The 19,192-nt window shown below is 74.9% G+C and carries 20 protein-coding genes; 16 read left to right on the top strand and 4 right to left on the bottom strand.

Going from position 1 to position 19,192, the window contains the following annotated elements; all coding sequences use genetic code 11:
- The first annotated feature begins 80 nt into the window (after nt 1-80).
- The 9 genes from ACLJT4_RS19960 to ACLJT4_RS19920 all read left to right on the top strand — a co-directional run bounded on the left by ACLJT4_RS19960 (nt 81) and on the right by ACLJT4_RS19920 (nt 9,493).
- The gene (locus tag ACLJT4_RS19960; RefSeq protein WP_411123617.1) at nt 81-797 is read left to right on the top strand and encodes a maleylpyruvate isomerase family mycothiol-dependent enzyme; all 717 of its coding nucleotides are present in this window, start codon (nt 81-83) and stop codon (nt 795-797) included.
- Between the two features lie 20 nt (nt 798-817).
- Nucleotides 818-1,951: an acyl carrier protein gene (locus ACLJT4_RS19955; RefSeq protein ID WP_411123615.1), complete on the top strand. Its 1,134-nt coding sequence runs from the start codon at nt 818-820 to the stop codon at nt 1,949-1,951.
- Nucleotides 1,952-1,977: 26 nt separating this feature from the next.
- Nucleotides 1,978-2,232 (top strand): acyl carrier protein, encoded by a 255-nt coding sequence (locus ACLJT4_RS19950; protein ID WP_411123613.1) that lies wholly within the window; start codon nt 1,978-1,980, stop codon nt 2,230-2,232.
- A complete protein-coding gene (locus ACLJT4_RS19945) occupies nt 2,229-3,389 on the top strand; it encodes an acyl-CoA dehydrogenase family protein (RefSeq protein ID WP_411123611.1) in 1,161 nt (386 codons plus the stop codon). Before ACLJT4_RS19950 ends, ACLJT4_RS19945 begins: the two co-directional genes overlap by 4 nt.
- A 40-nt stretch (nt 3,390-3,429) precedes the next feature.
- On the top strand, nt 3,430-4,551 hold the full coding sequence (locus ACLJT4_RS19940) for an acyl-CoA dehydrogenase family protein (protein ID WP_411123609.1): 1,122 nt from the start codon (nt 3,430-3,432) through the stop codon (nt 4,549-4,551).
- Entirely contained in the window at nt 4,548-5,204 is a 657-nt protein-coding gene (locus ACLJT4_RS19935) for a 4'-phosphopantetheinyl transferase family protein (RefSeq protein ID WP_411123608.1), read from the top strand. The genes ACLJT4_RS19940 and ACLJT4_RS19935 overlap by 4 nt, the downstream gene beginning before the upstream one ends.
- On the top strand, nt 5,201-6,745 hold the full coding sequence (locus ACLJT4_RS19930) for an AMP-binding protein (RefSeq protein ID WP_411123607.1): 1,545 nt from the start codon (nt 5,201-5,203) through the stop codon (nt 6,743-6,745). Before ACLJT4_RS19935 ends, ACLJT4_RS19930 begins: the two co-directional genes overlap by 4 nt.
- A gap of 139 nt (nt 6,746-6,884) precedes the next feature.
- Entirely contained in the window at nt 6,885-7,997 is a 1,113-nt protein-coding gene (locus tag ACLJT4_RS19925; protein WP_411123606.1) for a nucleoside hydrolase, read from the top strand.
- Nucleotides 7,998-8,056: 59 nt separating this feature from the next.
- The gene (locus ACLJT4_RS19920; RefSeq protein WP_411123605.1) at nt 8,057-9,493 is read left to right on the top strand and encodes an oxygenase MpaB family protein; all 1,437 of its coding nucleotides are present in this window, start codon (nt 8,057-8,059) and stop codon (nt 9,491-9,493) included.
- A 54-nt stretch (nt 9,494-9,547) separates the two neighbouring features.
- On the opposite strand, the gene ACLJT4_RS19915 is transcribed toward ACLJT4_RS19920, so the two are convergent.
- The gene (locus ACLJT4_RS19915) at nt 9,548-9,949 is read right to left on the bottom strand and encodes a CU044_2847 family protein (RefSeq protein WP_411123604.1); all 402 of its coding nucleotides are present in this window, start codon (nt 9,947-9,949) and stop codon (nt 9,548-9,550) included.
- 212 nt (nt 9,950-10,161) lie between these two features.
- Between ACLJT4_RS19915 and ACLJT4_RS19910 the strand changes: the two genes are divergently transcribed.
- A complete protein-coding gene (locus ACLJT4_RS19910; protein WP_411123603.1) occupies nt 10,162-11,619 on the top strand; it encodes an SDR family NAD(P)-dependent oxidoreductase in 1,458 nt (485 codons plus the stop codon).
- Between the two features lie 37 nt (nt 11,620-11,656).
- Entirely contained in the window at nt 11,657-12,031 is a 375-nt protein-coding gene (locus ACLJT4_RS19905; RefSeq protein WP_411123602.1) for an MmcQ/YjbR family DNA-binding protein, read from the top strand.
- On the opposite strand, the gene ACLJT4_RS19900 is transcribed toward ACLJT4_RS19905, so the two are convergent.
- Nucleotides 12,018-13,064, bottom strand: coding sequence for a zinc-binding alcohol dehydrogenase family protein (locus ACLJT4_RS19900; RefSeq protein ID WP_411123601.1), 1,047 nt, complete (start codon nt 13,062-13,064; stop codon nt 12,018-12,020). The two genes, ACLJT4_RS19905 and ACLJT4_RS19900, sit on opposite strands and share 14 nt — an antisense overlap.
- A gap of 136 nt (nt 13,065-13,200) precedes the next feature.
- Here ACLJT4_RS19900 and ACLJT4_RS19895 point away from each other — a divergent pair, with 136 nt between their 5' ends.
- Together ACLJT4_RS19895 and ACLJT4_RS19890 are read left to right on the top strand one after the other, a co-directional pair.
- Nucleotides 13,201-13,467 (top strand): GlsB/YeaQ/YmgE family stress response membrane protein, encoded by a 267-nt coding sequence (locus ACLJT4_RS19895; RefSeq protein ID WP_411123600.1) that lies wholly within the window; start codon nt 13,201-13,203, stop codon nt 13,465-13,467.
- A 145-nt stretch (nt 13,468-13,612) separates the two neighbouring features.
- The gene (locus tag ACLJT4_RS19890; protein ID WP_016574121.1) at nt 13,613-14,194 is read left to right on the top strand and encodes a TerD family protein; all 582 of its coding nucleotides are present in this window, start codon (nt 13,613-13,615) and stop codon (nt 14,192-14,194) included.
- Nucleotides 14,195-14,302: 108 nt separating this feature from the next.
- Here the strand turns inward: ACLJT4_RS19890 and ACLJT4_RS19885 are convergent, their stop codons facing one another.
- Nucleotides 14,303-15,118, bottom strand: coding sequence for a hypothetical protein (locus ACLJT4_RS19885; protein ID WP_411123599.1), 816 nt, complete (start codon nt 15,116-15,118; stop codon nt 14,303-14,305).
- 156 nt (nt 15,119-15,274) lie between these two features.
- On the opposite strand from ACLJT4_RS19885, the gene ACLJT4_RS19880 reads away from it, so the two are divergent.
- On the top strand, nt 15,275-15,541 hold the full coding sequence (locus tag ACLJT4_RS19880; RefSeq protein WP_016578255.1) for a hypothetical protein: 267 nt from the start codon (nt 15,275-15,277) through the stop codon (nt 15,539-15,541).
- Between the two features lie 140 nt (nt 15,542-15,681).
- Here ACLJT4_RS19880 and tatA read toward each other — a convergent pair whose 3' ends face one another.
- Nucleotides 15,682-16,017, bottom strand: coding sequence for a Sec-independent protein translocase subunit TatA (gene tatA, locus ACLJT4_RS19875; protein ID WP_411123598.1), 336 nt, complete (start codon nt 16,015-16,017; stop codon nt 15,682-15,684).
- A 247-nt stretch (nt 16,018-16,264) separates the two neighbouring features.
- Here tatA and ACLJT4_RS19870 point away from each other — a divergent pair, with 247 nt between their 5' ends.
- Both ACLJT4_RS19870 and ACLJT4_RS19865 read left to right on the top strand, forming a co-directional pair.
- On the top strand, nt 16,265-17,683 hold the full coding sequence (locus tag ACLJT4_RS19870; RefSeq protein ID WP_411123597.1) for an LCP family protein: 1,419 nt from the start codon (nt 16,265-16,267) through the stop codon (nt 17,681-17,683).
- Nucleotides 17,684-17,775: 92 nt separating this feature from the next.
- Nucleotides 17,776-19,164: a hypothetical protein gene (locus ACLJT4_RS19865; RefSeq protein WP_411123596.1), complete on the top strand. Its 1,389-nt coding sequence runs from the start codon at nt 17,776-17,778 to the stop codon at nt 19,162-19,164.
- Nucleotides 19,165-19,192: the final 28 nt, after the last annotated feature.

The raw sequence follows: 19,192 nt of genomic DNA, 5'->3' as shown, positions 1-19,192 counted from the left end.
CCCCGTCGCAGACCCGGCCGACCGGACCCGGCACCGGCCGGACCGCCGGGCCGGGCGCACCACCGAAAGGGAACCGCACCATGAAGGAAATACCCCCCACCCCGGAGTCCTTCCGGGAACTCGCGGCCGCCGCCGACCGGCTGCTGACCGGCCTGGCCGACCTCACCGACGCGGACGTCCCGGCCCCGTCCACGCTCACCGGCTGGACCCGCGGCCACGTCCTGAGCCACCTGGCCCGCCAGGCACCGGCCCTGGAGCGCCTCTTGTCCTGGGCCCGCACCGGAGTGGAGACCCTCCAGTACCCCGACCGCGCCACCCGCGACGCGGAGATCGAGGCCGGCGCCCACCGCTCCGCCGCCGCGCTGGTCGCGGACGTGCGGGAGACCGCGGCGCACTTCCAGCGCAGCGTCGAAGAACTTCCGGAACCCGCCTGGCAGGCCACCGTCCGGCCGTTCACCGGCGAACTCTGCACCCCGCAGCGGGTGTTGGTGATCCGCCTGCGGGAACTCGAACTCCACCACGTGGACCTGGACCTCGGCTACCGCGTCGCCGACATCCCCACCGGCGCCCGCGACATTATCCTCGCCGACGTCCTCGGCTACTACGCCCAGGCGGCGGACGTCCCGCCGTTCACCCTGCGCGACGACGGGGGAGCGGAGCTGGCCCGCTACGGCACCGGCGGCCCGGTCGTCTCCGGCAGCCCCGCCGACGCCCTCGCCTGGCTGTCCGGCCGGTCCACCGGCACCGGGCTGCACACCACCACCGCCACGCTGCCCGTACTGCCGCGGTGGCTGTGACCGAAGGAAGGGGAACGGACATGGCACACCTGGACTTCGGCCCGGTCCACACCGGCCTGCTGGACTGCATCCAAGTCAACTTCGCGGTGCTCGCCGACCACCACCACGGTCCCGGCGCCCACCTTCGGCTCGGCGCCCCCCTCGGCCTGCGTTCCTGGGAGCGCGCCGAGGACGGTCTGCCCACCGTCGACCCGCCGCTGGCCGAGCAACTGGCCACCCTCCCGGCCCTGGTCGGCCTGCGGGTCGTCGACCACGCCCGGTCGACCGGTGCGGGGCTGCTGGCCGCGCTGACCCCCGACGACGGCGTCCGCTACGTCGTCGCGGACGCCCACGAACTGCCCTGGCTGCCCTACCACGGGCGGGCCCACATGCCGCACAGCTTCCTGCTGGCCGCGGGCCCGGACGGCTGGCACGTCACCGACGCATACCGCAACGAGACCGAGTGGGGACCGGCCACGCCCGGCCGCTGGGTGCTGCCCGCGGCCGACCTCGCCGGACTCACCACGGCCGACGTCGTCGAACTGGCGCCGACGGACCTCCCGCCGCTGCCCGCCCTGCGGCCCGCCCCGGACTGCGACGCGACCGCCGCCGACGCCTACCTGGACACCTACGAGAAGTGGCCGGACCGGGCCCGGGCGATCGAACAACTCACCGTCGAAACCTGGTTGTTGGCACGCACCCGCAAACTGCACGCCACCTACCGCGCGCTGTTCGCCGGCCGCGTCGACGGGCCGCAGCCCGGTCCCGAGGCCGACCACCTGCGCGCCTGGGACAAGGTCGTGGAACAGACCTACCTCGCCCACCGCCGGGTCGCCCGCGGTCGCGCCGAACCGCCGGGTGTCGTCGACCGTCTGCGCGCCGTCCTCACCGCCGACCGCACGGTCTTCGGGACGGTCCCCGACCCCGCGGCGCCGCCCGCGGCCGACGGCGAACTGCGCCGCCGGGTGGCCGCGGTGGCCGCCGACGTGCTGGGCGTTCCGGTCGCCGACCTGCTCGGCGGGGCCCCGTTCGACTCCTTCCCGGCGTTCAGCTCGTTCCGCCTGGTCGAGATCATCGAACGGCTGGAGAGCGCCCTGGACCGCGAACTCGACGCGGACGAACTCATCCCCGAAAACCTCCGCCGGGTCGACGACCTCTGTCGCATCGCCCGCTGACCACCCACCTTCCTGGAAGAGGCCCCATGGACGCCCGCTTCACCGACATGCTCCGCCCGTTCCTCAAGCACTCCGGCGCCGAACCGCTCGACCTCGCCCCGGACACCGACCTGCGCCGGCTCGGCGTCGACTCCATGCAGGCCATCGAACTGCTCTTCACCATCGAGGACACCTTCGGGATCTCCCTGCCGGACGAGGACCTCAACGACACCACCTTCGCCACCGCCGGCAGCCTCTGGCAGGCGATCGCCGCACAGTTGTCCGGCGAGGTCACCGCATGACCGGCAACGACCTCGCGGCCCGGCTGGCCGAGGCGGCGGAGGTCGCCGCCCGGCACGCGACCCGCACCGACCGGGCCGCGGAGTTCCCCACCGAGGCCCTGGACGCGCTCCGCAGCACCGGCCTGCTCGGCCTCCTGGTCCCGTCCGAGCACGGCGGACTCGGCGGCACCGCACGGGAGTTGGTGACGGCCGCGGAGGCGCTGGGGCGCGTCGACATGTCCGTCGGCATGATCTTCGCGATGCACTGCCAGCAGGTCCAGGCGGTCGTCCGGTTCGCCGGCGAACGGCTGCGCAAGGAACTCCTCCCGCGGATCGCGGCCGGCGAGTGCTACCTGGCCTCCGTCACCACCGAGGCCGGCAAGGGCGGCCACCTGCTCACCGCCGAGGCGCAACTCAGCGACGCCGACGGTCAGTTGACGATCGACCGGTTCGCGCCCATCGTCACCGGCGGCAGCCACGCCGACGGCTACCTGATCACCATGCGCAGCCCCGGCGCGGACGCCACCGCGAGCGAGGTGTCACTGGTCTACGCCCACCGCGACCAGCTCACCCGCACCCCGTCGGGCGACTGGCAGCCGATGGGGATGCGGGCCAGTCACAGCGTCGCCCTGCGGCTGACCGGCCGGGTCCCCGACCACCACGTCATCGGCGAACAGGGCGGGTTCCACCACATCGCCGCCCAGGTCTTCGGCCCGCTGGCGCACCTCGGCTGGTCGGCGGCCTGGCTCGGCACGGCCGCCGGCGCGCTCTCCCGCGTCCTGCGGCTGCTGCGCAGCCCGGCCGGCCGCGAGCGCTTCGACCTCGGCTCGGAACTGCTGCTCACCCGGATCTCCCGCGCCCGGCAGCGCCTGGACACCGTCCACGCCCTGCTCCAACAGAGCCTGCGCACCCTGGAGTCCGGCGCCGACCTCGCCGTCCCGGCCCGGCAGCTCCAGCTCAACGCGCTCAAGATCACCGCAGCGGAGGAGTGCCACTCCGCGGTCGACGACCTGGTCACCGCCCTCGGCCTGCGCCACGGCTACCTCCAGGACTCGCCCACCGGCCTGGAACGGGCCCTGCGGGATCTGCGCTCGGCCGCCCTCAACTACAGCAACGACCGGCTGCACCTCGCCGACGGCCGCCTGGCCCTGCGCGACCAGGGAGTCACCTTTGCCTGACAGCCCGCCCTTGCCGGCGAGCCCGCCGACACCCGACCAGGTGACCCCACCGGCACCACCGGCCGCCCGCTACGCCGCCCTCGACGCGCTGCCGGCGACCGCGACCGGCGCCGAGGTGTGGGCCGCGCTCGGCCGCGCCGGCCTGCTCACCCGCGCCTACCGCGACGGCACCGTCACCGCGGGCACCGACCCCGACGGCCTGGCCGACCTGCTCACCGCCGTCGACGCCCGCTTCAGCATCCCCGCCACCCTCTCCGCCAGCGTCCAACTCGCCACCGCCCTACCGGTCCTGGCGGCCGGCCGGACGCCACTCGCCCGGCAGGCCCTGGACGAGGTGCTGTCCGGTCGGGCCACCGTCACCCTCGCGGCCACCGACGCCACCACCGGCACCGACCTCGCAGCCCTGCGCACCGAGGTCCGGATCGCCGACGACGGCCTGACCCTCACCGGCACCAAACGGTGGATCGCCAACACCACCACCGCGGCCTGGCACCTCGTCCTGGCCCGGCACCGGCCCGGCCGCCACTTCACCCACTTCACCTGGGTCCTGGTCCCCGCCGACGCACCCGGCGTCACCGCCCGGGCCGCCGACTCGGCCCTGTTCGCCCCCTCCGGCACCGGGCACCTCACCCTCGACGACGTCCGGCTCGACCGCGACCACCTGGTCGGCCGCACCGGCTTCGGACTGCCCCTCTTCGCCCGCCACATCACCACCGAGCGCCTGGCCGGCGCGCAGTGGGGCGTCGCCCTGTGCCGGCGTGTCCTGGCCGACACCCACCGCCACCTGACCCGGCGCCCGCACGGCGACGGCACACTGTGGGACCTGGACCCGGTGCGGCAGCGCTTCGCGGCCTGCCTGGTCCGGGTGCGGGAACTGCACGCCCTGGCCGCGGACTGCGCGGACGCGGTGGCCCTCCGCCACGACGCAACGGCCGCCGCCGCCCTCAAGGCCGCCGCGGGCTCGACCGTCAACCACGTCCTCGCCGCCTGCGGCCAACTGTGGGGCGCGGAGGGCTTCACCACCGGCGGCATCCAGGAGGTCCGGGCCCAGGCGGCGCTGTTCGACATCGGTGGTGGCGCCGGTGAGGTCGTCCTCGGCGCCGTCGCGGACACCGCCGAGGTCGCCCTCGACGGCCTGGTCCGGCCGGGCACCCTGCCGTGACCCGCCCCCTCCGCATCGCCGACCGGGTCTGGTTGAGCACCACCAGCGACCCGCGGGGACGCCCCGGCCCGGCCCCGGCCAGTCGCCACCCGGACGACCTGCGCCGGGCCGCCGCCCTGCCCGAATGGCGGGCCCGTGAATTCCTCGCCGGGCGCGGCCTGTTGCGGCAGCTGCTCACCGCGGTCCGCCCGGACCTCGCCGACGCCGAGATCACCGCCGATCCACGGGGCAAACCCGCCCTGCACGGCCACCCCGGCATCGGCATCAGCGTCTCGCACACCGAGGGCGGGATGGCCGCCGGAGTCGCCGTCGGCCGGGCCCTCGGCGTGGACCTGCAACGCCCCGCCACGCACGTCAGCCCCGCCCTGACCCGTCGGCTGCTGCCCGACCACGCCCGGCAGCTCGCCGCGCTCCCCCCGGAACGCGCCGCGGAGGAGGTCGCCTGGATCTGGACCGCCCAGGAAGCCTGCGTCAAGGCCAGCGGCGCGGGCCTGGCCGGTCGCCCCTGGACCATCCCGGTCCCGCCGGGCGCCCGCCGAGGGCACTGGGGCGGATACCGCTGGACCACCCTCCGCGACCGCTCCACATACCCGCTGAGCTGCGCCTACACCGACCGCGACGCCCCCGTCGAGAAAGCCGGACCGCCCGCATGACCACGCCCGCCGCCAGCCACCGCACCCTGTACGACTGGTTCGCCGCCGCCGTCGACCGGCACGGCGAACGCCCCGCCCTGGAAGTCGCCGGCACCACCCTCGACTACGCCCAACTCGCCGCCCGCGTCGACGCGTTGGCCGCCCGCCTCCGGCAACACGTCGGCGCGCGCCCGCCCCGCCGCATCGGTCTGCTGGCCGCCCGCACCGCCGTGGCCTACGCGGGCTACCTCGCCGTCCAGCGGCTGGGCGCCACCGTCGTCCCGCTCGGCCCGACCTTCCCCGCCGGACGCAACGCGGCCATCGCCCGGGCCGCCGACCTGGACGCGGTGCTCGCCGACACCACCGCCGACCACCCCGAGCCCCTCGGCGTGCCGACCCTCGCCCTCACCGACGACGACCTGGCGGCCCTGCCCGCGACCACCGTCCCGGACGCCCGCACCGCCCACCCCGACGACCTGGCCTACCTCCTGTTCACCTCCGGCTCGACCGGCGTCCCCAAAGGCGTCCCGGTCCGCCACCGGAACGTCTGCGCCTACCTCGCGCACGTCGTCGCGCGCACCGCCGCCGGCCCCGGCGACCGCTTCTCGCAGACCTTCGACCTGACCTTCGACCCCTCGGTCCACGACATGTTCACCGCCTGGGGGAGCGGCGCCACCCTCGTCGTGCCGACCCGCGGCGAACTCCTCGCACCGGTCCGGTTCGTCAACCGGCGGGCCCTCACCCACTGGAACTCCGTCCCCTCGCTCGTCTCCCTCGCCCAACGCCTGCGCGCCCTGAAGCCCGACAGCATGCCGACCCTGCGGCAGAGCATGTTCTGCGGCGAACCGCTCACCCTCCAGCAGGCCGCCGCCTGGCACCGGGCCGCCCCCGCCAGCACGCTGGAGAACGCCTACGGCCCCACCGAGCTCACCGTCACCTGCGTCACCTACCGCCTCCCCGCCGACCCCGCCGACTGGCCCGCCACCCGCAACGCCACCGTCCCGATCGGCACCCCCCACCCCGGCCTCGAACTCCGCCTCGACGACGGCGAACTGTGCATGCGCGGCCCGCAGCGCTTCCCCGGCTACCTCGACCCGACCGAGAACGCCGGCCGCTTCCTGGCCCCCGACGGCTCGCCCCACGACCCGGCCACCGCCCTCACCGACGCGCACTGGTACCGCACCGGCGACCGCGTCGAGCCCCTGCCCGGCCCGGCCGGCGCGCAGCCGCCCCTGGTCCACCTCGGCCGCGGCGACCAGCAGGTCCAGGTGCACGGCTACCGCGTCGAACTCGGCGAAGTGGAAGCCGCGCTGCGGGCCCTGCCCGGCATCCGCGACGCGGCCGTGCTGCCCCTCACCACACCCGGCGGCACCGAACTCACCGCCGCCTACACCACCGACGACCCGACCACCACCCCCGACGGCCTGCGCACCGCCCTGCGCGCCCGCCTCCCCGCCTACATGGTCCCCGCCTCCCTCACCGCCCTCGATGCGCTGCCGCTCAACCGCAACGGCAAGCTCGACCGGACGGCGCTCGGCGCGGCCCTCGCCCCCACCCCGTGACCCCCTCCCACGACGCGCCGCGCGGCGACCGCCGGGGGCGCCCCGCCGCCCCCGGAAGGAACCCCGCGACGCCACGGCCCGCCGTACCCTGGCGGTGCCCGCCCGACCCTGCACCGCCACCTGCCGAAAGGGCCCGGCCATGCCCGCACTCCCGCTGATCATCGACACCGACACCGGTTCCGACGACGCCGTCGCCCTCCTGCTGGCCGCCGCCAGCGGACTCGGGGACGTCCGGGCGGTGACGACCGTCGCCGGCAACGTGCCGGTCACCGTCGCCGCCCGCAACGCCCTGATCTCCCTGGAGACCGCCGGCCGCACCGACGTCCCCGTCCACCTGGGCTGCGGCGGGCCGATGCTGCGCGCGGCGTCCGGCGCGACGGAGGTGCACGGCGAGGACGGGATGGGGGACAACGACCTGCCCGACCCCAGCGCCACCCCCCGCGACGGGCACGCGGTCGAGGCGCTGCTCTCCCATCCCCGCCGGCATCCCGGGGAGTTGACGCTGGTCACCCTCGCCCCGCTGACCAACATCGCCGCCGCCCTGCTGATCGACCCGGAGCTGTTCACCCGCTACCGGCACGTGTACTGCATGGCCGGCGCCCCCGACCTGGCGGGCAACGTCTCGCCGACCGCCGAGTTCAACGTCTGGGCCGACCCCGAAGCCGCCCGGATCGTCACCCGCGCCGCCACCGCCGACAAGGTCACCTGGATCGGCTGGGACGTCTCCCGCAAGGACGCCGTCATGAGCCCCGCCGACCAGCAGCGGCTGGCCGAACTCGGCACCCCCATGGCGACGTTCGCCCACCGCATCAACCGCACCGTCGCGGAGTTCGCCCGCACCGTGACCGGACTCGCCGGCTACGACCTGCCCGACCCCGTCGCCATGGCCGTCGCCCTCGACCCCGGCCTGGTCACCGAGCAGGAACGGGCCCACGTCGAGGTCTCGCTCGCCGACGAGACCCGCGGGCAGATGGTCATCGACCGACGGCTGGTCGCCCCGCCCGCCAACCTCACCCTGGTGCGCCGCGTCGACGAGGCCGGCTTCAAGAAGCTGCTCTTCGACACCGTCGCCGCCCCGACCCCCGGTGAACCCGGCCGGCGGACGGGGACCGCCGGCGCGCCGGGACGCCTCGACCGCGCCGACGCGGGCCGCCTGCGGCAAACCTGCCGGGCCCACAGATCGCCCGGACGGGTGGTCCCGCGCCGGAAACCCCGTCGGGGAACGGGCGACGGAGGCTACTCCTACGGCTGAGCGGGCACCTTACCTGCCCGTCGAACTGCCGCCGTGCCCCCGCCCGTTGGGAGAAGCCCGTGACCACCGTCCTGCCCGGATCCGACCGCCCGCTGCGCCGCACCCTCGGCGAGCGTCGGATCGCCCTGGTCGCCTGGCGCCTGCTCGTGCTCCAGAACGCCGATCCGACGGTCGCCGCCGGCCTCGCGGAGTTCTCCACCTACCGCGCGCATCCCTGGCGGCGGGTGGAGCACACCATGGACAGCGGCAAGCGGCTGTTCTTCGCCGACCGGGAGGGACTGCACCGGGAGATCGGCCGCCTGGAGCGGACCCACCGCCGCATCCAGGGCACCGACGCCGACGGCCGCAGCTTCACCGCACTGGAGCCCGCGGTCCGGGTGTGGGTGCTGGTCACCCTGTACGAGTCGATGACCGCGATGGGGGAACTGTCCGGAGCACCGCTGGACCCGGCCCAACGCGAAGAGCTGTACGCCGAGTTCCGCTCCGTCTGCGACGCGTTCGCGCTGCCCGCGGAACTCTTCCCGGCGACCGCCGCGGACGTGCCCGCCTACGTGGAACGCACCATCCGCGAACGCCTGGAGTACACCGGGGCCGCGCACGACCTGCTCTTCGACATGCTGCGCCAGGCCCCGGCCCCGCGCCGCCTGGGGCGGCTGCGCCCCGCCTGGCCGCTGCTGCGCCCGGTGATCGCCCGCCTGCTGACCGCCCTGACCCTCGCGGACCTGCCGCCGGCCTTCCGCGAGCGCTTCGGCCTGCGCCGCAGCCGTGGCGCCGCCGCCCTGTCCTGGACGCTGCACCACGGCGCGCGGCACATCGTGACGCGGCTGCCCGACCGCCTGCGCTACCGCTCGGGGGTGGGCGGTGGCGGCACGGCGGAGCGGGCCACCGCCGAGGAGCCCGGTGCCGGGGGCGCCGTGCCGGTCGGGCGGCCGCCGCGGCCCCGCCGCTCCGGCCGCGGCACCACGCGCCGGGCCCGCGTCGAGACCTTCTTCCGGCAGGTGCTCGACCAGACCGGCGACGGGTACCTGACCGCCGCCGACCTCCAGGCGATGGCGCACAACGTCTGCTGGCAGCTGGAACCGTCCGAGGACCGGGAGGCCGAGGTGTACGCGGGCTTCGACGCCTGGTGGCAGCAGATCCGCACCTCCATGGACACCGACGGCGACGACCGGGTGTCGCTGGCGGAGTTCAGCACGGCCGTGCTCGCCGGCGTCGACCAGGACCCCGCGTACCTCGACAAGGGCCTGCACCCCGCACTGCGGGCCCTCTTCCGCGCCGCGGACACCGACGGCAGCGGCCGCCTGGGCGCCGACGAGTACCGGGTGCTGTTCGGCAGCTCCCGCATCCATCCGGCCGAGCTCAACCACGGTTTCCGCCAACTCGACGCCGACGGCGACGGGGAGATCACCGAGGAGGAGTTCCTCGCGGCGTTCACCGCCTACTTCACCGCCCGCGGCGACTCCGCGGCCGGCGCCCAGCTGCTGGGACGGCCCTGACGCCGGACACCGGGGCCGGACCCGGTCGGGCCGCCGCCCGCCGGCGCCGGCCCCTCAGCCGGTGGGCTGCGGCCGCCAGGTCGCGGTGATCGTCAGCGACGCCCGCCCGCTCCCGGCGACGACGCCGAGCTTGAGGTCCTGGCCCACCTGCACGCCGAACTGCACCGACACCTCGTCGGGGGGCCGCTCGGCGGCGGTGACCGCGTCGTGCACCTCCTGGAGCAGCGGGCCCAGGGGGCGCAGGACGGTGCGCAGCGCCGCCACCGCCTCCGCCGCGGCCCGTCCGCCGCCGTGGGCCGCGCCCGCCTCCGGTGCCGTTCCGCCCAGGAAGCCCTCCGCCGCGGCCGCGCCGGGCAGGTCGTCCGGCCGGGTCGGGTCCGGCGCCGGCGCGAGTTCCAGGCGGATGGACGTCCCGTCGGCGAGGGCGAGTTCAGCGTCGTGCGGCACGTCCCTCATTGTGCCGATCACCGGCGGCGGCGACAGCGGAACGGCCGGATCGGCGACGGCCGGCGCGCTCGGCTGCCGCCCGCGGGACCGGTGCCGTCGCCGCCGGTTTGGCGTGGTCGCTGGCCGCTGGCGTAAAGTTCCGCCGAAGCTCGAACAGGCAATCCCGAGGTCCCACGGCCGGCCTGGAGAGACCGAACGATCCCAGGAAAGCGGCAGCGGCGATGACGGTGACCGAAGAAGGCCGGGCCGAGCGCACCGGAATCGACGCGGAGCGGATGGCGATCTGCTTGAGCGTCCTGGAGGAGCTGGACGCCCTGCCGGTGGACCACCCCGACGCGATCACCATACGGCGGGCCACTGCCGGGATCTTCCGCGAGGTCAAGCGCCGCCGCCGGCAGGAACGCCGCTTCGCCAAGACCGCCCACGACAAGGCGGTCACCGAGGCCACCGCCACCGGGGCCGCCGACCGGATCGACGACGAGACCATGGGCCGTGCCCTGGCCAGCTCGGTGAGCACGGACGTCGCCGGCATCCTGCAGCGGCCCCGCTCCTGCTACGTCTGCAAGTCCCGCTACGTCGAGGTCGACGCCTTCTACCACCAGCTGTGCCCCTCCTGCGCCCAGGAGAACCGGGCCCGCCGGGACGCCCGCACGGACCTCACGGGGCGGCGCGCGCTGCTCACCGGTGGCCGCGCCAAGATCGGCATGTACATCGCGCTCCGGCTGCTGCGGGACGGCGCCCACACCACGATCACCACCCGCTTCCCGAACGACGCGATCCGGCGCTTCACGGCGATGCCGGACAGCGCGGAGTGGCTGCACCGACTGAAGATCGTCGGGATCGACCTGCGCGACCCGTCCCAGGTCCTCTCGCTCGCCGAGACGGTGCGCGCCGAGGGCCCGCTCGACATCCTGATCAACAACGCCGCGCAGACCGTGCGCCGCTCGCCCGAGGCGTACCGCAAGCTGGTCGAGGCCGAGTCCGCGCCGCTGCCCGCCGGCGAGCTGCCCGCGGCCGTCGTCCTCGGCCACTTCGGCAGCGGTGCGCCCGCCCTGCCCGCGGCGCCCGACGGCACGTCCGGGCTGTCCGCAACGGACCTCACCGCCCTCGCCCTGACCAGCGGCTCCGCCTCGCCGGCCCGGATCGAGGCCGGCACCGCGATCGACGCCGGCGGTCTGGTGCCCGACCTGCACGCGTCCAACAGCTGGATCCACACGGTGGACGAGGTCGACCCGGTGGAGCTCCTGGAGGTCCAGCTCTGCAACATGACCGCACCGTTCCTGCTGGTCAGCAAGTTGCGTCCGGCGCTCGCCGGGTCCCCGGCCCGCCGCAAGTACGTGGTGAACGTCTCGGCGATGGAAGGCCAGTTCAGCCGCGGGTACAAGGGCGCGGGACACCCGCACACCAACATGGCCAAGGCCGCGCTCAACATGCTCACCCGCACCAGCGCCCGCGAGATGCTGGAGACCGACGGCATCCTGATGACCGCCGTCGACACCGGCTGGATCACGGACGAGCGTCCGCATCCGGACAAGATGCGGCTGGCCGACGAGGGCTTCCACGCCCCGCTGGACCTGGTGGACGGCGCGGCCCGGGTCTACGACCCGATCGTCCGCGGCGAACAGGGCGAGGACCTGCACGGCTGCTTCCTCAAGGACTACGCCCCGTCCCCCTGGTGAGCCGATGGCGGCGGGCCCCGCGCCGTACCCTGGTGACGTGACCACGACCACCTCCGGATCCGCTGCCGCGCCGGACTCCGACGACGTCCGCCGCCTCGCGCTCGCCCTCCCGCAGACCGCGGAGAAGCAGGCGTGGGGCATGCCCACCTTCCGGGTCGCCGGGAAGATGTTCGTCACCGTGCCCGACGACGAGTCCTCGTTCGCCGTGCGGTGCCCGATGCACGAGCGCGGCGAGCTGATCGCGGCGGAGCCGGAGAAGTTCTGGGTGCCGCCGCACGAGGCCGGCTCGAACTGGGTCCGGGTGCGCCTCGCCGCCCTCGACGACCTGGACGAACTCCGCGACATCCTGCTCGACTCGTGGCGGCAGGCGGCCCCGGCCGAACTCGTCGCGGCCTACCTCACGACCCGCTGAACTCCCGGTCGGGCACCAGCACCGCCGCCCCCTGGACGCGGTCGCCGGCCAGGTCGGCGAGGGCCTCGGGCGCCCGGCCGAGCGGGTACGGGCTGGTGGTGACCCGGATCCCGATCCGTGCCGCGGTCCTGAGGAACTCCTGCCCGTCGTCCCGGGTGTTGGCCGTCACGCTGCACAGGTTCCGCTCGTAGAAGAGGTGTTCCTGGTAGGTGAGCGGCGGAATGTCGGTGAGGTGGATGCCGGCGACGGCGAGCGTGCCCGACCGGTCCAGCGCCGCCAGCGCCACCGGCACCAGATCGCCGACCGGCGCGAACAGGATCGCCGAGTCCAGCGGTTCGGGCGGCCGGTCGTAGGCGCCGCCGGTGGACACCGCGCCCAGCGAGCGCGCCAGCTCGCGGGCGCGCGCGGACCGGGTCAGCACGTGCAGCCGGGCCCCCTCGGCCACCGCGACCTGTGCCGCGAGGTGCGCCGAGCCGCCGAAGCCGTAGAGGCCCAGCCGTCCGCCCGGCGGCAGGGCGCAGCGCCGCAGCGCCCGGTAGCCGATGATCCCGGCGCACAGCAGGGGTGCCAGCGTCGTCGCGGGCGTGGACTCCGGCAGCGGGTAGGCGTAGTCGGCGGGGAGCAGGGTGAGGTCGGCGAAGCCGCCGTCGGCGTCCCAGCCGGTGTACCGGGAGGCGGGGCAGAGGTTCTCGGCGCCGGCCCGGCAGTACCGGCACTCCCCGCAGGTGGCCCGCAGCCAGGCCCCGCCGACCCGGTCGCCGGTGCGGAAGCGCGTCACCGCCGCACCCGCGGCAGCCACCCGGCCCACGATCTCGTGTCCCGGTACGGTCGCCGGCCGGTGCGCTGGAAGATCACCCTCAGCGAGATGCAGATCCGTACGACAGACACCGCAAGCCTCCACCGTCACCAGGAGTTCCCCGGGGCCGGGCTCGGGGACGGGGCGGCGCACCTGTGTCAGCGGCCCGGAGGCGATCGGCCCCGGTCGCTCGACGGCCCACCCGGTCAGCGTCTCGGGGGGTGCGGCGCACGCCATGTCCCCAGCGTCCCGCCGGCCCGCCGTCCCGGCAAACGCTGCGCCGGCCGCCCCGGCCGGTTCCGGCGCGGACAACTTCTACAGTGATGTAGATTTTCGGACCGCACCTACCCAACGACCAAGGAGAGGATGTCCCGTGGGCATCATCAGCTGGATCGTGCTCGGGCTCCTGGCCGGGGCGATAGCCAAGTTCCTTCTTCCCGGGCGCGATCCGGGCGGGCTGGTGGGCACCACGCTCATCGGCATCGCCGGTTCGTTCATCGGCGGCTGGCTGTCGGCGAAGCTCCTGCACCGGCCGATCGCGCACAACTTCTTCGACCTCGCGACCTGGATCGCGGCCATCGCCGGCGCCCTGGTCCTGCTCGTGGTCTACCGGTTGCTGTTCGGCAATTCCCGGAACTGAAGCGGGCCCGCACCGGCGGCCATATCGATTTCCGTCCCGGAATGTCGGCTTCTACTGTGAGGTGGATCGTGGATTCGTCGGTGGAAGCCGGAACTGCCGTGCCGGCGCGTCCGTTTCCAGTTGAGACCGACACATGGGGAATCAGATGAGTGTGAATTTGAGCAAGGGCCAGAAGGTCAGCCTGAGCAAGTCGGACGGCGGCGCGCTCAGCGTGGTCCGGATGGGGCTGGGCTGGCAGGCGGCGCGCCGCAAGGGCTTCCTGGCCCGGCTGACCGCCCGCGAGATCGACCTCGACGCGTCGGCCGTGCTCTTCGCCGGCCAGCAGCCCGTGGACGTCGTCTTCTTCAACCACCTGGTCAGCGACGACGGCTCGGTGCGGCACACCGGCGACAACCTCGTCGGCGGCGCCGGCCAGGGCGGTGACGACGAGTCGATCCAGGTCGACCTGGCACGGGTGCCGGTCCACATCGACCAGATCGTCTTCACCGTCAACTCCTTCACCGGGCAGACCTTCGAGGAGGTGGAGAACGCCTTCTGCCGGCTGCTCGACGACGCCACCGGCCAGGAGCTGGCCCGTTACTCCCTCTCCGGCGGCGGTTCGCACACCGCCCAGATCATGGCCAAGGTCTTCCGGTCGGGCGGCGGTTGGGAGATGGCCGCGATCGGCACGCCCGCCCAGGGCCGCACGTTCGAGGACCTGATGCCCGCCATCGCCGCGCATCTGTGACTCCCGGCCCGCGCGTCCCCGGTTCCGTTCCCGGCCTGCCGGCGGGCCGGGGCGCGCGGGTGCACCGCCGGTCGCCGCGGGTGCCGCCGGTAGGCCCGGCGGCACGGGTCAGGGCGACCCGGGTGCGGTCGGCCCGGAGAAGCCCGGACGGCCGAAGTCCGGGCTGCTGAAGTCGGGGCCGGCGAAGTCCGGTGAGCTGTAGCCGGGGCCGTCGGACGGCGCCGGACGGGGCTCGCCGCCGCCGGACACCCCGGCCGTGGCCGGGCGGGGGAGCGCCGGCCGGCCACCGGGTCTCCCGTCGCCCGTCGCCCGGTCGATCCGACCGAGCAGGAAGGGCGTGATCGCCCGCTCCAGCAGCGCCAGTTGCCAGGCTTCGTGCGCCCGCACGACCGCCGGATCGGTCTCGTCCGGCGTCCGGGCCTCGGCCGCCGCCCGGTTGCGGGAGGCCGCCACCAGCATCCAGACCAGCCCGGTCAGCGTCGCCACGACGGCGACCCCGGCGGACGTCCAGCCGGCCGCGATCAGTTCGTCGGCGAGCCGGGACGGTGCCGCCACGGTGTGCAGGCCGAAGCCGAACAGCAGGAAGACGGCCGCGGCGGTGGCGGCCAGTCCGGGCACCAGCACGCCCAGCGCGGGGAGCACCCCACCGCTGCGGGATGTCGTCCCGACGGCCGGCGGGGGCGGTACCGTCCGGGTGCCGTCGGCCGCGGCGCCGCGCAGGCGGACGAGTTCGCGATGTTCGGCGGCCGCCGCGGCGGCCAGTGCGTCGCGTGCGTCGAACGCCGCGCTGCGCAACTGCTCGGCGTTGAGGGCACCGACCGTGCGCGACAGTGCCGACCTGACCTCCGGGGAGTTCAGGGCCTGGTCCACGGTGCGCTCGAATGCGGTGGTGTCCGGTGCCTGTAAGCGGTCGTTCTGGTGCACGTGTATTCCCCGATGGATAGAGGGCCGAGATTGCCCGACGGTCCGGCCCGGTGCCGGGCGGCGCCCCGCGGACGGTGGCGTGTTGCGGCCACTGTCCGGACAACGCGGCGCACCCCTTGATGGTTCCCTGATTGCGCAATCCCTAAAGTGTTGCTCATGGACGAAAAGGACGCGGTATCGGTCGCGGTGACGGGCGTGGGTGTCGAGGTGGAACGGTGGGAGGTCGCGGTGCTGACCGGTGGCCCCGCCGACGGGGTGCGACTGCGGGTGACCGGCCGGCCGGGCGTGCTCCAAGTGAGCCGTCCCTGCCGGGTGGAGAGCGCCCCGGACGGCCTCCAGGTCGCGGCACTGCACATCTACCGCCGCGACCTGAAGGTCAAGAGCGAGCCGCTGCGGTACGGCTTCGACGGCGTGAGTCCGTGAGGTACGCGGCGGGTCGGGCCCCGGAAGCGGGGTAGGCCCTCGGTGGGCGGTCCTCGACGGGTCGCCCGCGAGGAGCGGTCCCACGGTGGGCGGCGGTCCTCGGTGGACGGGGTGCGGTGCGTTGCGCCGGTCGGCCGACGTCAGTGTGCGGGGTTCGGGCCGGCTTCCCGCTCCGCGTGGGCGGCGGCCGGTCGCTCGGTGCCCATGCCGCCGGGTGCCGCGCCGCCGGTGGCGGCTGCGCCGGGCGCCGGGTGGATGGTGCGCGCGGACTCCGTGGGCTCCGCCGGGCCGGGGGCGTAGGCGGTGGTCGGCGGCGTGCCGTCGTCCTCCTTCATCGCCTTGGTCTCGCTCTTGAGGATGCGCAGCGACTTACCCAGTGCCCGGGCGGTGTCCGGCAACTTCTTGGAGCCGAAGAGGAGAATCACCACGAGCGCCACGATCAGCAGGTGCCAGGGTTCCAGTCCATTGCGCAGCATCGCTGCCACCCTTCTCTCGTTGTCACCACGGTCGGTCTTCGCGGCCGTCGTCGCGCGGACCCGGCCGGAATTTCACTTGCTACATTGCGCAACTGTATAACCCTGGGCAGGGGGGATCCGTCTGCCGGCAGGAAAAAGCACGGACGAGGGTGTACACGTGACACGCAGCCACGCGGCAGGGGCCGCACACGGAGGCGGCAAGGGGGGCGGGGAGGGACTCGTCCGGGGGCCGCGGCGCGGGGTGCGCATGACCGCCGCGACGACCTTGGCGCTCCTGGTCCTGCTGGTCGCCGGCGCCGGCTGGCTCTACCTCCAGCTCAACGGGGACATCACCACCTTCGGCGCGGACGGCCTCAGCCGGGACCGCCCCGCCGCCGGCGCCGGCAGCAACGTCCTGGTCATCGGCTCCGACTCGCGGGCCGGCGGGAACCGCCGCCTCGGCGGCGGGGAGGGCGACGTGGGGCGCTCCGACACCGCGTTCCTGCTGCACGTCCACGGCGACGGCCGGCACGCGCTCGCGGTCTCCTTCCCCCGCGACACCCTCGTGGAGATCCCGCCGTGCCGGCTGCCCGACGGGCGGTGGACGCCACCACGCTCCGCCGCGATGTTCAACTCCGCGTTCACCGTGGGCGGCACCGCCAAGGGGAACCCCGCCTGCACCCAGAACACCGTCGAAGCCCTCACCGGGCTGCGGGTGGACCACACCGTCGTCGTCGACTTCGCCGGCTTCGCCGCGCTGACCACCGCGGTCGGCGGGGTGCCGGTCTGCCTGCCCCAGGACGTCCACGAGGGCGACCTCAACCCGCACTTGGGAGCGCCCGGCAAGCTGGTCTTCCCCCGCGGCCCGCAGACCGTCTCCGGCCAGCGGGCACTGGACTACGTCCGGCTCCGGCACGGACTGGGGGACGGCTCCGACATCGGCCGGATCAAACGCCAGCAGGCGTTCACCGCCGCACTCGTCAAGAAGGTCAGGGCCCGCGGCATGAACCCCTCCGCGCTGCTCCCGCTGGCCCGGGCGGCCACCGCGGCCCTGACCGTAGACCCCGGGCTGGGCACGGCGGACCGGCTGCTGGCCTTCGCCCTGTCGATGAAGGACGTCGACCTGCACGACACCAAGTTCCGCACCCTGCCCTGGCGGTACCAGGGCGCCCGGGTCGCGGTCGTCCACCCCGCCGCCGACGAACTCTGGGCCGCCCTGCGCGCCGACCGCACCGTGGACGACCTGGGCACCGGCGGCACCGGACGGTCCGGCACGCCGGACGACGGCAAGGCCGCCACCCCGCCGCCCCCCGCCCCACCCGGCACCGGCATCGCCGTCACGGTCCACAACGGCACCACCGTGCCCGGGCTGGCCGCGCACGCCGCCGCCGAACTACGGGCCGCCGGGTTCACCGTCCTCGCCACCGGCACCGCCGGCTCCCAGCAGCACGCCACCACCCTCGTCGCCTACGGCCCCGGCCAGCAGGACCGGGCGCGGACCGTCGTCCAGCACTTCCCCGGCGCGCTCCTGCAACCCACCGCAGCCCCCGGCATCGCCCTCACCCTCGGCCGGGACTACGCCGACCGGCCCGCCACCGGCGCCGGCGGCCCGCCCGCACCGCCGGCGCCGGCCGGGGCCGGGCGGTCCGCCGCCGACGACCCGTGCGCCGATCTCTCGTACGGTTAGCCGGAGCGCCTCGCGGCGATCACCGGCACCGGTACGTCACCTTCCGCCCATGTCCCCCCTGTCGTCCTGACGTTGAGGAGAAGATCAGTCCCATGACAGCCCTCCGCCGGCCCTCGCCCGGCGTTCTGACCAGAGTCCTGCCCAGGGTCCTCGCCGCATTCCTGCTGACGGCCCTGGCGCTGCTCGCCGGGACGGCCGTCCTGCCGCAGCCGGCGCACGCCACCGGCACCGGCCTGGACGCGGTGGCCGACGCCCTCAAGAAGAGCCCGGTCTACGTCGATCCGCGCGTCCGCGACCAGCTCCCGGACGCCGACCGCAACGCGCTCGCGCAGAAGATACGGGACGCCGACAAGCCGGTCTTCGTGGCCGTCCTGCCGGCCGCCCCGGAGTTCCCCCCGGCCACGCTGCTGCGGGACCTGCGCACCAAGGTCGGCATCACCGGCGTCTACGCCGTCCACCTCGGCCCCAACGGCTTCAACGCCGGCGCCGACCCGCAGGTGCTGTCCCACAACGCGGCCTTCAACCTCACCGGTGCCGTGCGGCGCTCCCACAAGGGCGACGCCAAGGGCATGGTCACCGACTTCGCCCAGCAGGCCGTCGGACAGGCCCGCGGCGAGGCACCGTCCTCCTGGAACGCGGGCGACGGCGGCTCCGCCACCGGGCTGCTCGTCGGCGGGGCCGTGGTGGTGGTCGGCGGCGTCGGCGGCTACGCCCTCTTCCGCCGGGCCAAGAAGCAGCGCGAGGAGCGGGAACGCGCCGAACTGGAGGCGCTGCGGGTGGTCGTCGACGAGGACATCACCGCCTTCGGCGAGGAACTGGACCGCCTCGACTTCAACCCCTCCGAGCCCGGCGCCACCGACGCCATGCGCACGGACTACACCGGCGCCCTGGACGCCTACGACCTCGCCAAGTCCAAGATGGCCGAGGCCCGCCGCCCCGAGGACGTCCGGCCGGTGACCGAGGCCCTGGAGGACGGCCGGTTCGCGCTGGCCACCCTGGCCGCCCGCCGCACCGGCGCCCCGCTGCCCGAGCGCCGGCTGCCCTGCTTCTTCGACCCGCGGCACGGACCCTCCACCGCCGACGTCCAGTGGGCCCCGACCGGCGGCACGCCGCGCCAGGTCCCGGCGTGCGCCGCCGACGCGACCCGGATCGCCGACGGCCTGGAGCCGATGGCCCGCACCGTCCAGACTCCGGGCGGCCCGCAACCCTACTGGGACGCCGGACCGGCCTACTCCCCGTGGGCCGGCGGCTACTTCGGCGGCGGCAGCGTGCTCACCGCGATGGTCGCCGGCACCCTGCTCGGCTCGGTGCTCAGCGCCCCGTCCGCCTACGCCGACTCGTCGTTCGCCAATGGCCCCGAGGGCGGTACCGCATCGGGCGCCGACTTCAACCCCGCGGACTTCGGGGGCGGCTTCGGCGACGGCGGCGGATTCGACGGCGGGGGCCTCGACGGCGGCGGTTTCGGCGGCGGCGACTGGTGAGCCGCCCGCCCCGCTGACCTCCCGGCGC

Source organism: Streptomyces sp. x-19, assembly GCF_046549115.1.
GTDB classification, from domain to species: domain Bacteria; phylum Actinomycetota; class Actinomycetes; order Streptomycetales; family Streptomycetaceae; genus Streptomyces; species Streptomyces albulus_C.
This window is presented reverse-complemented; position numbering and strand designations above follow the sequence as displayed.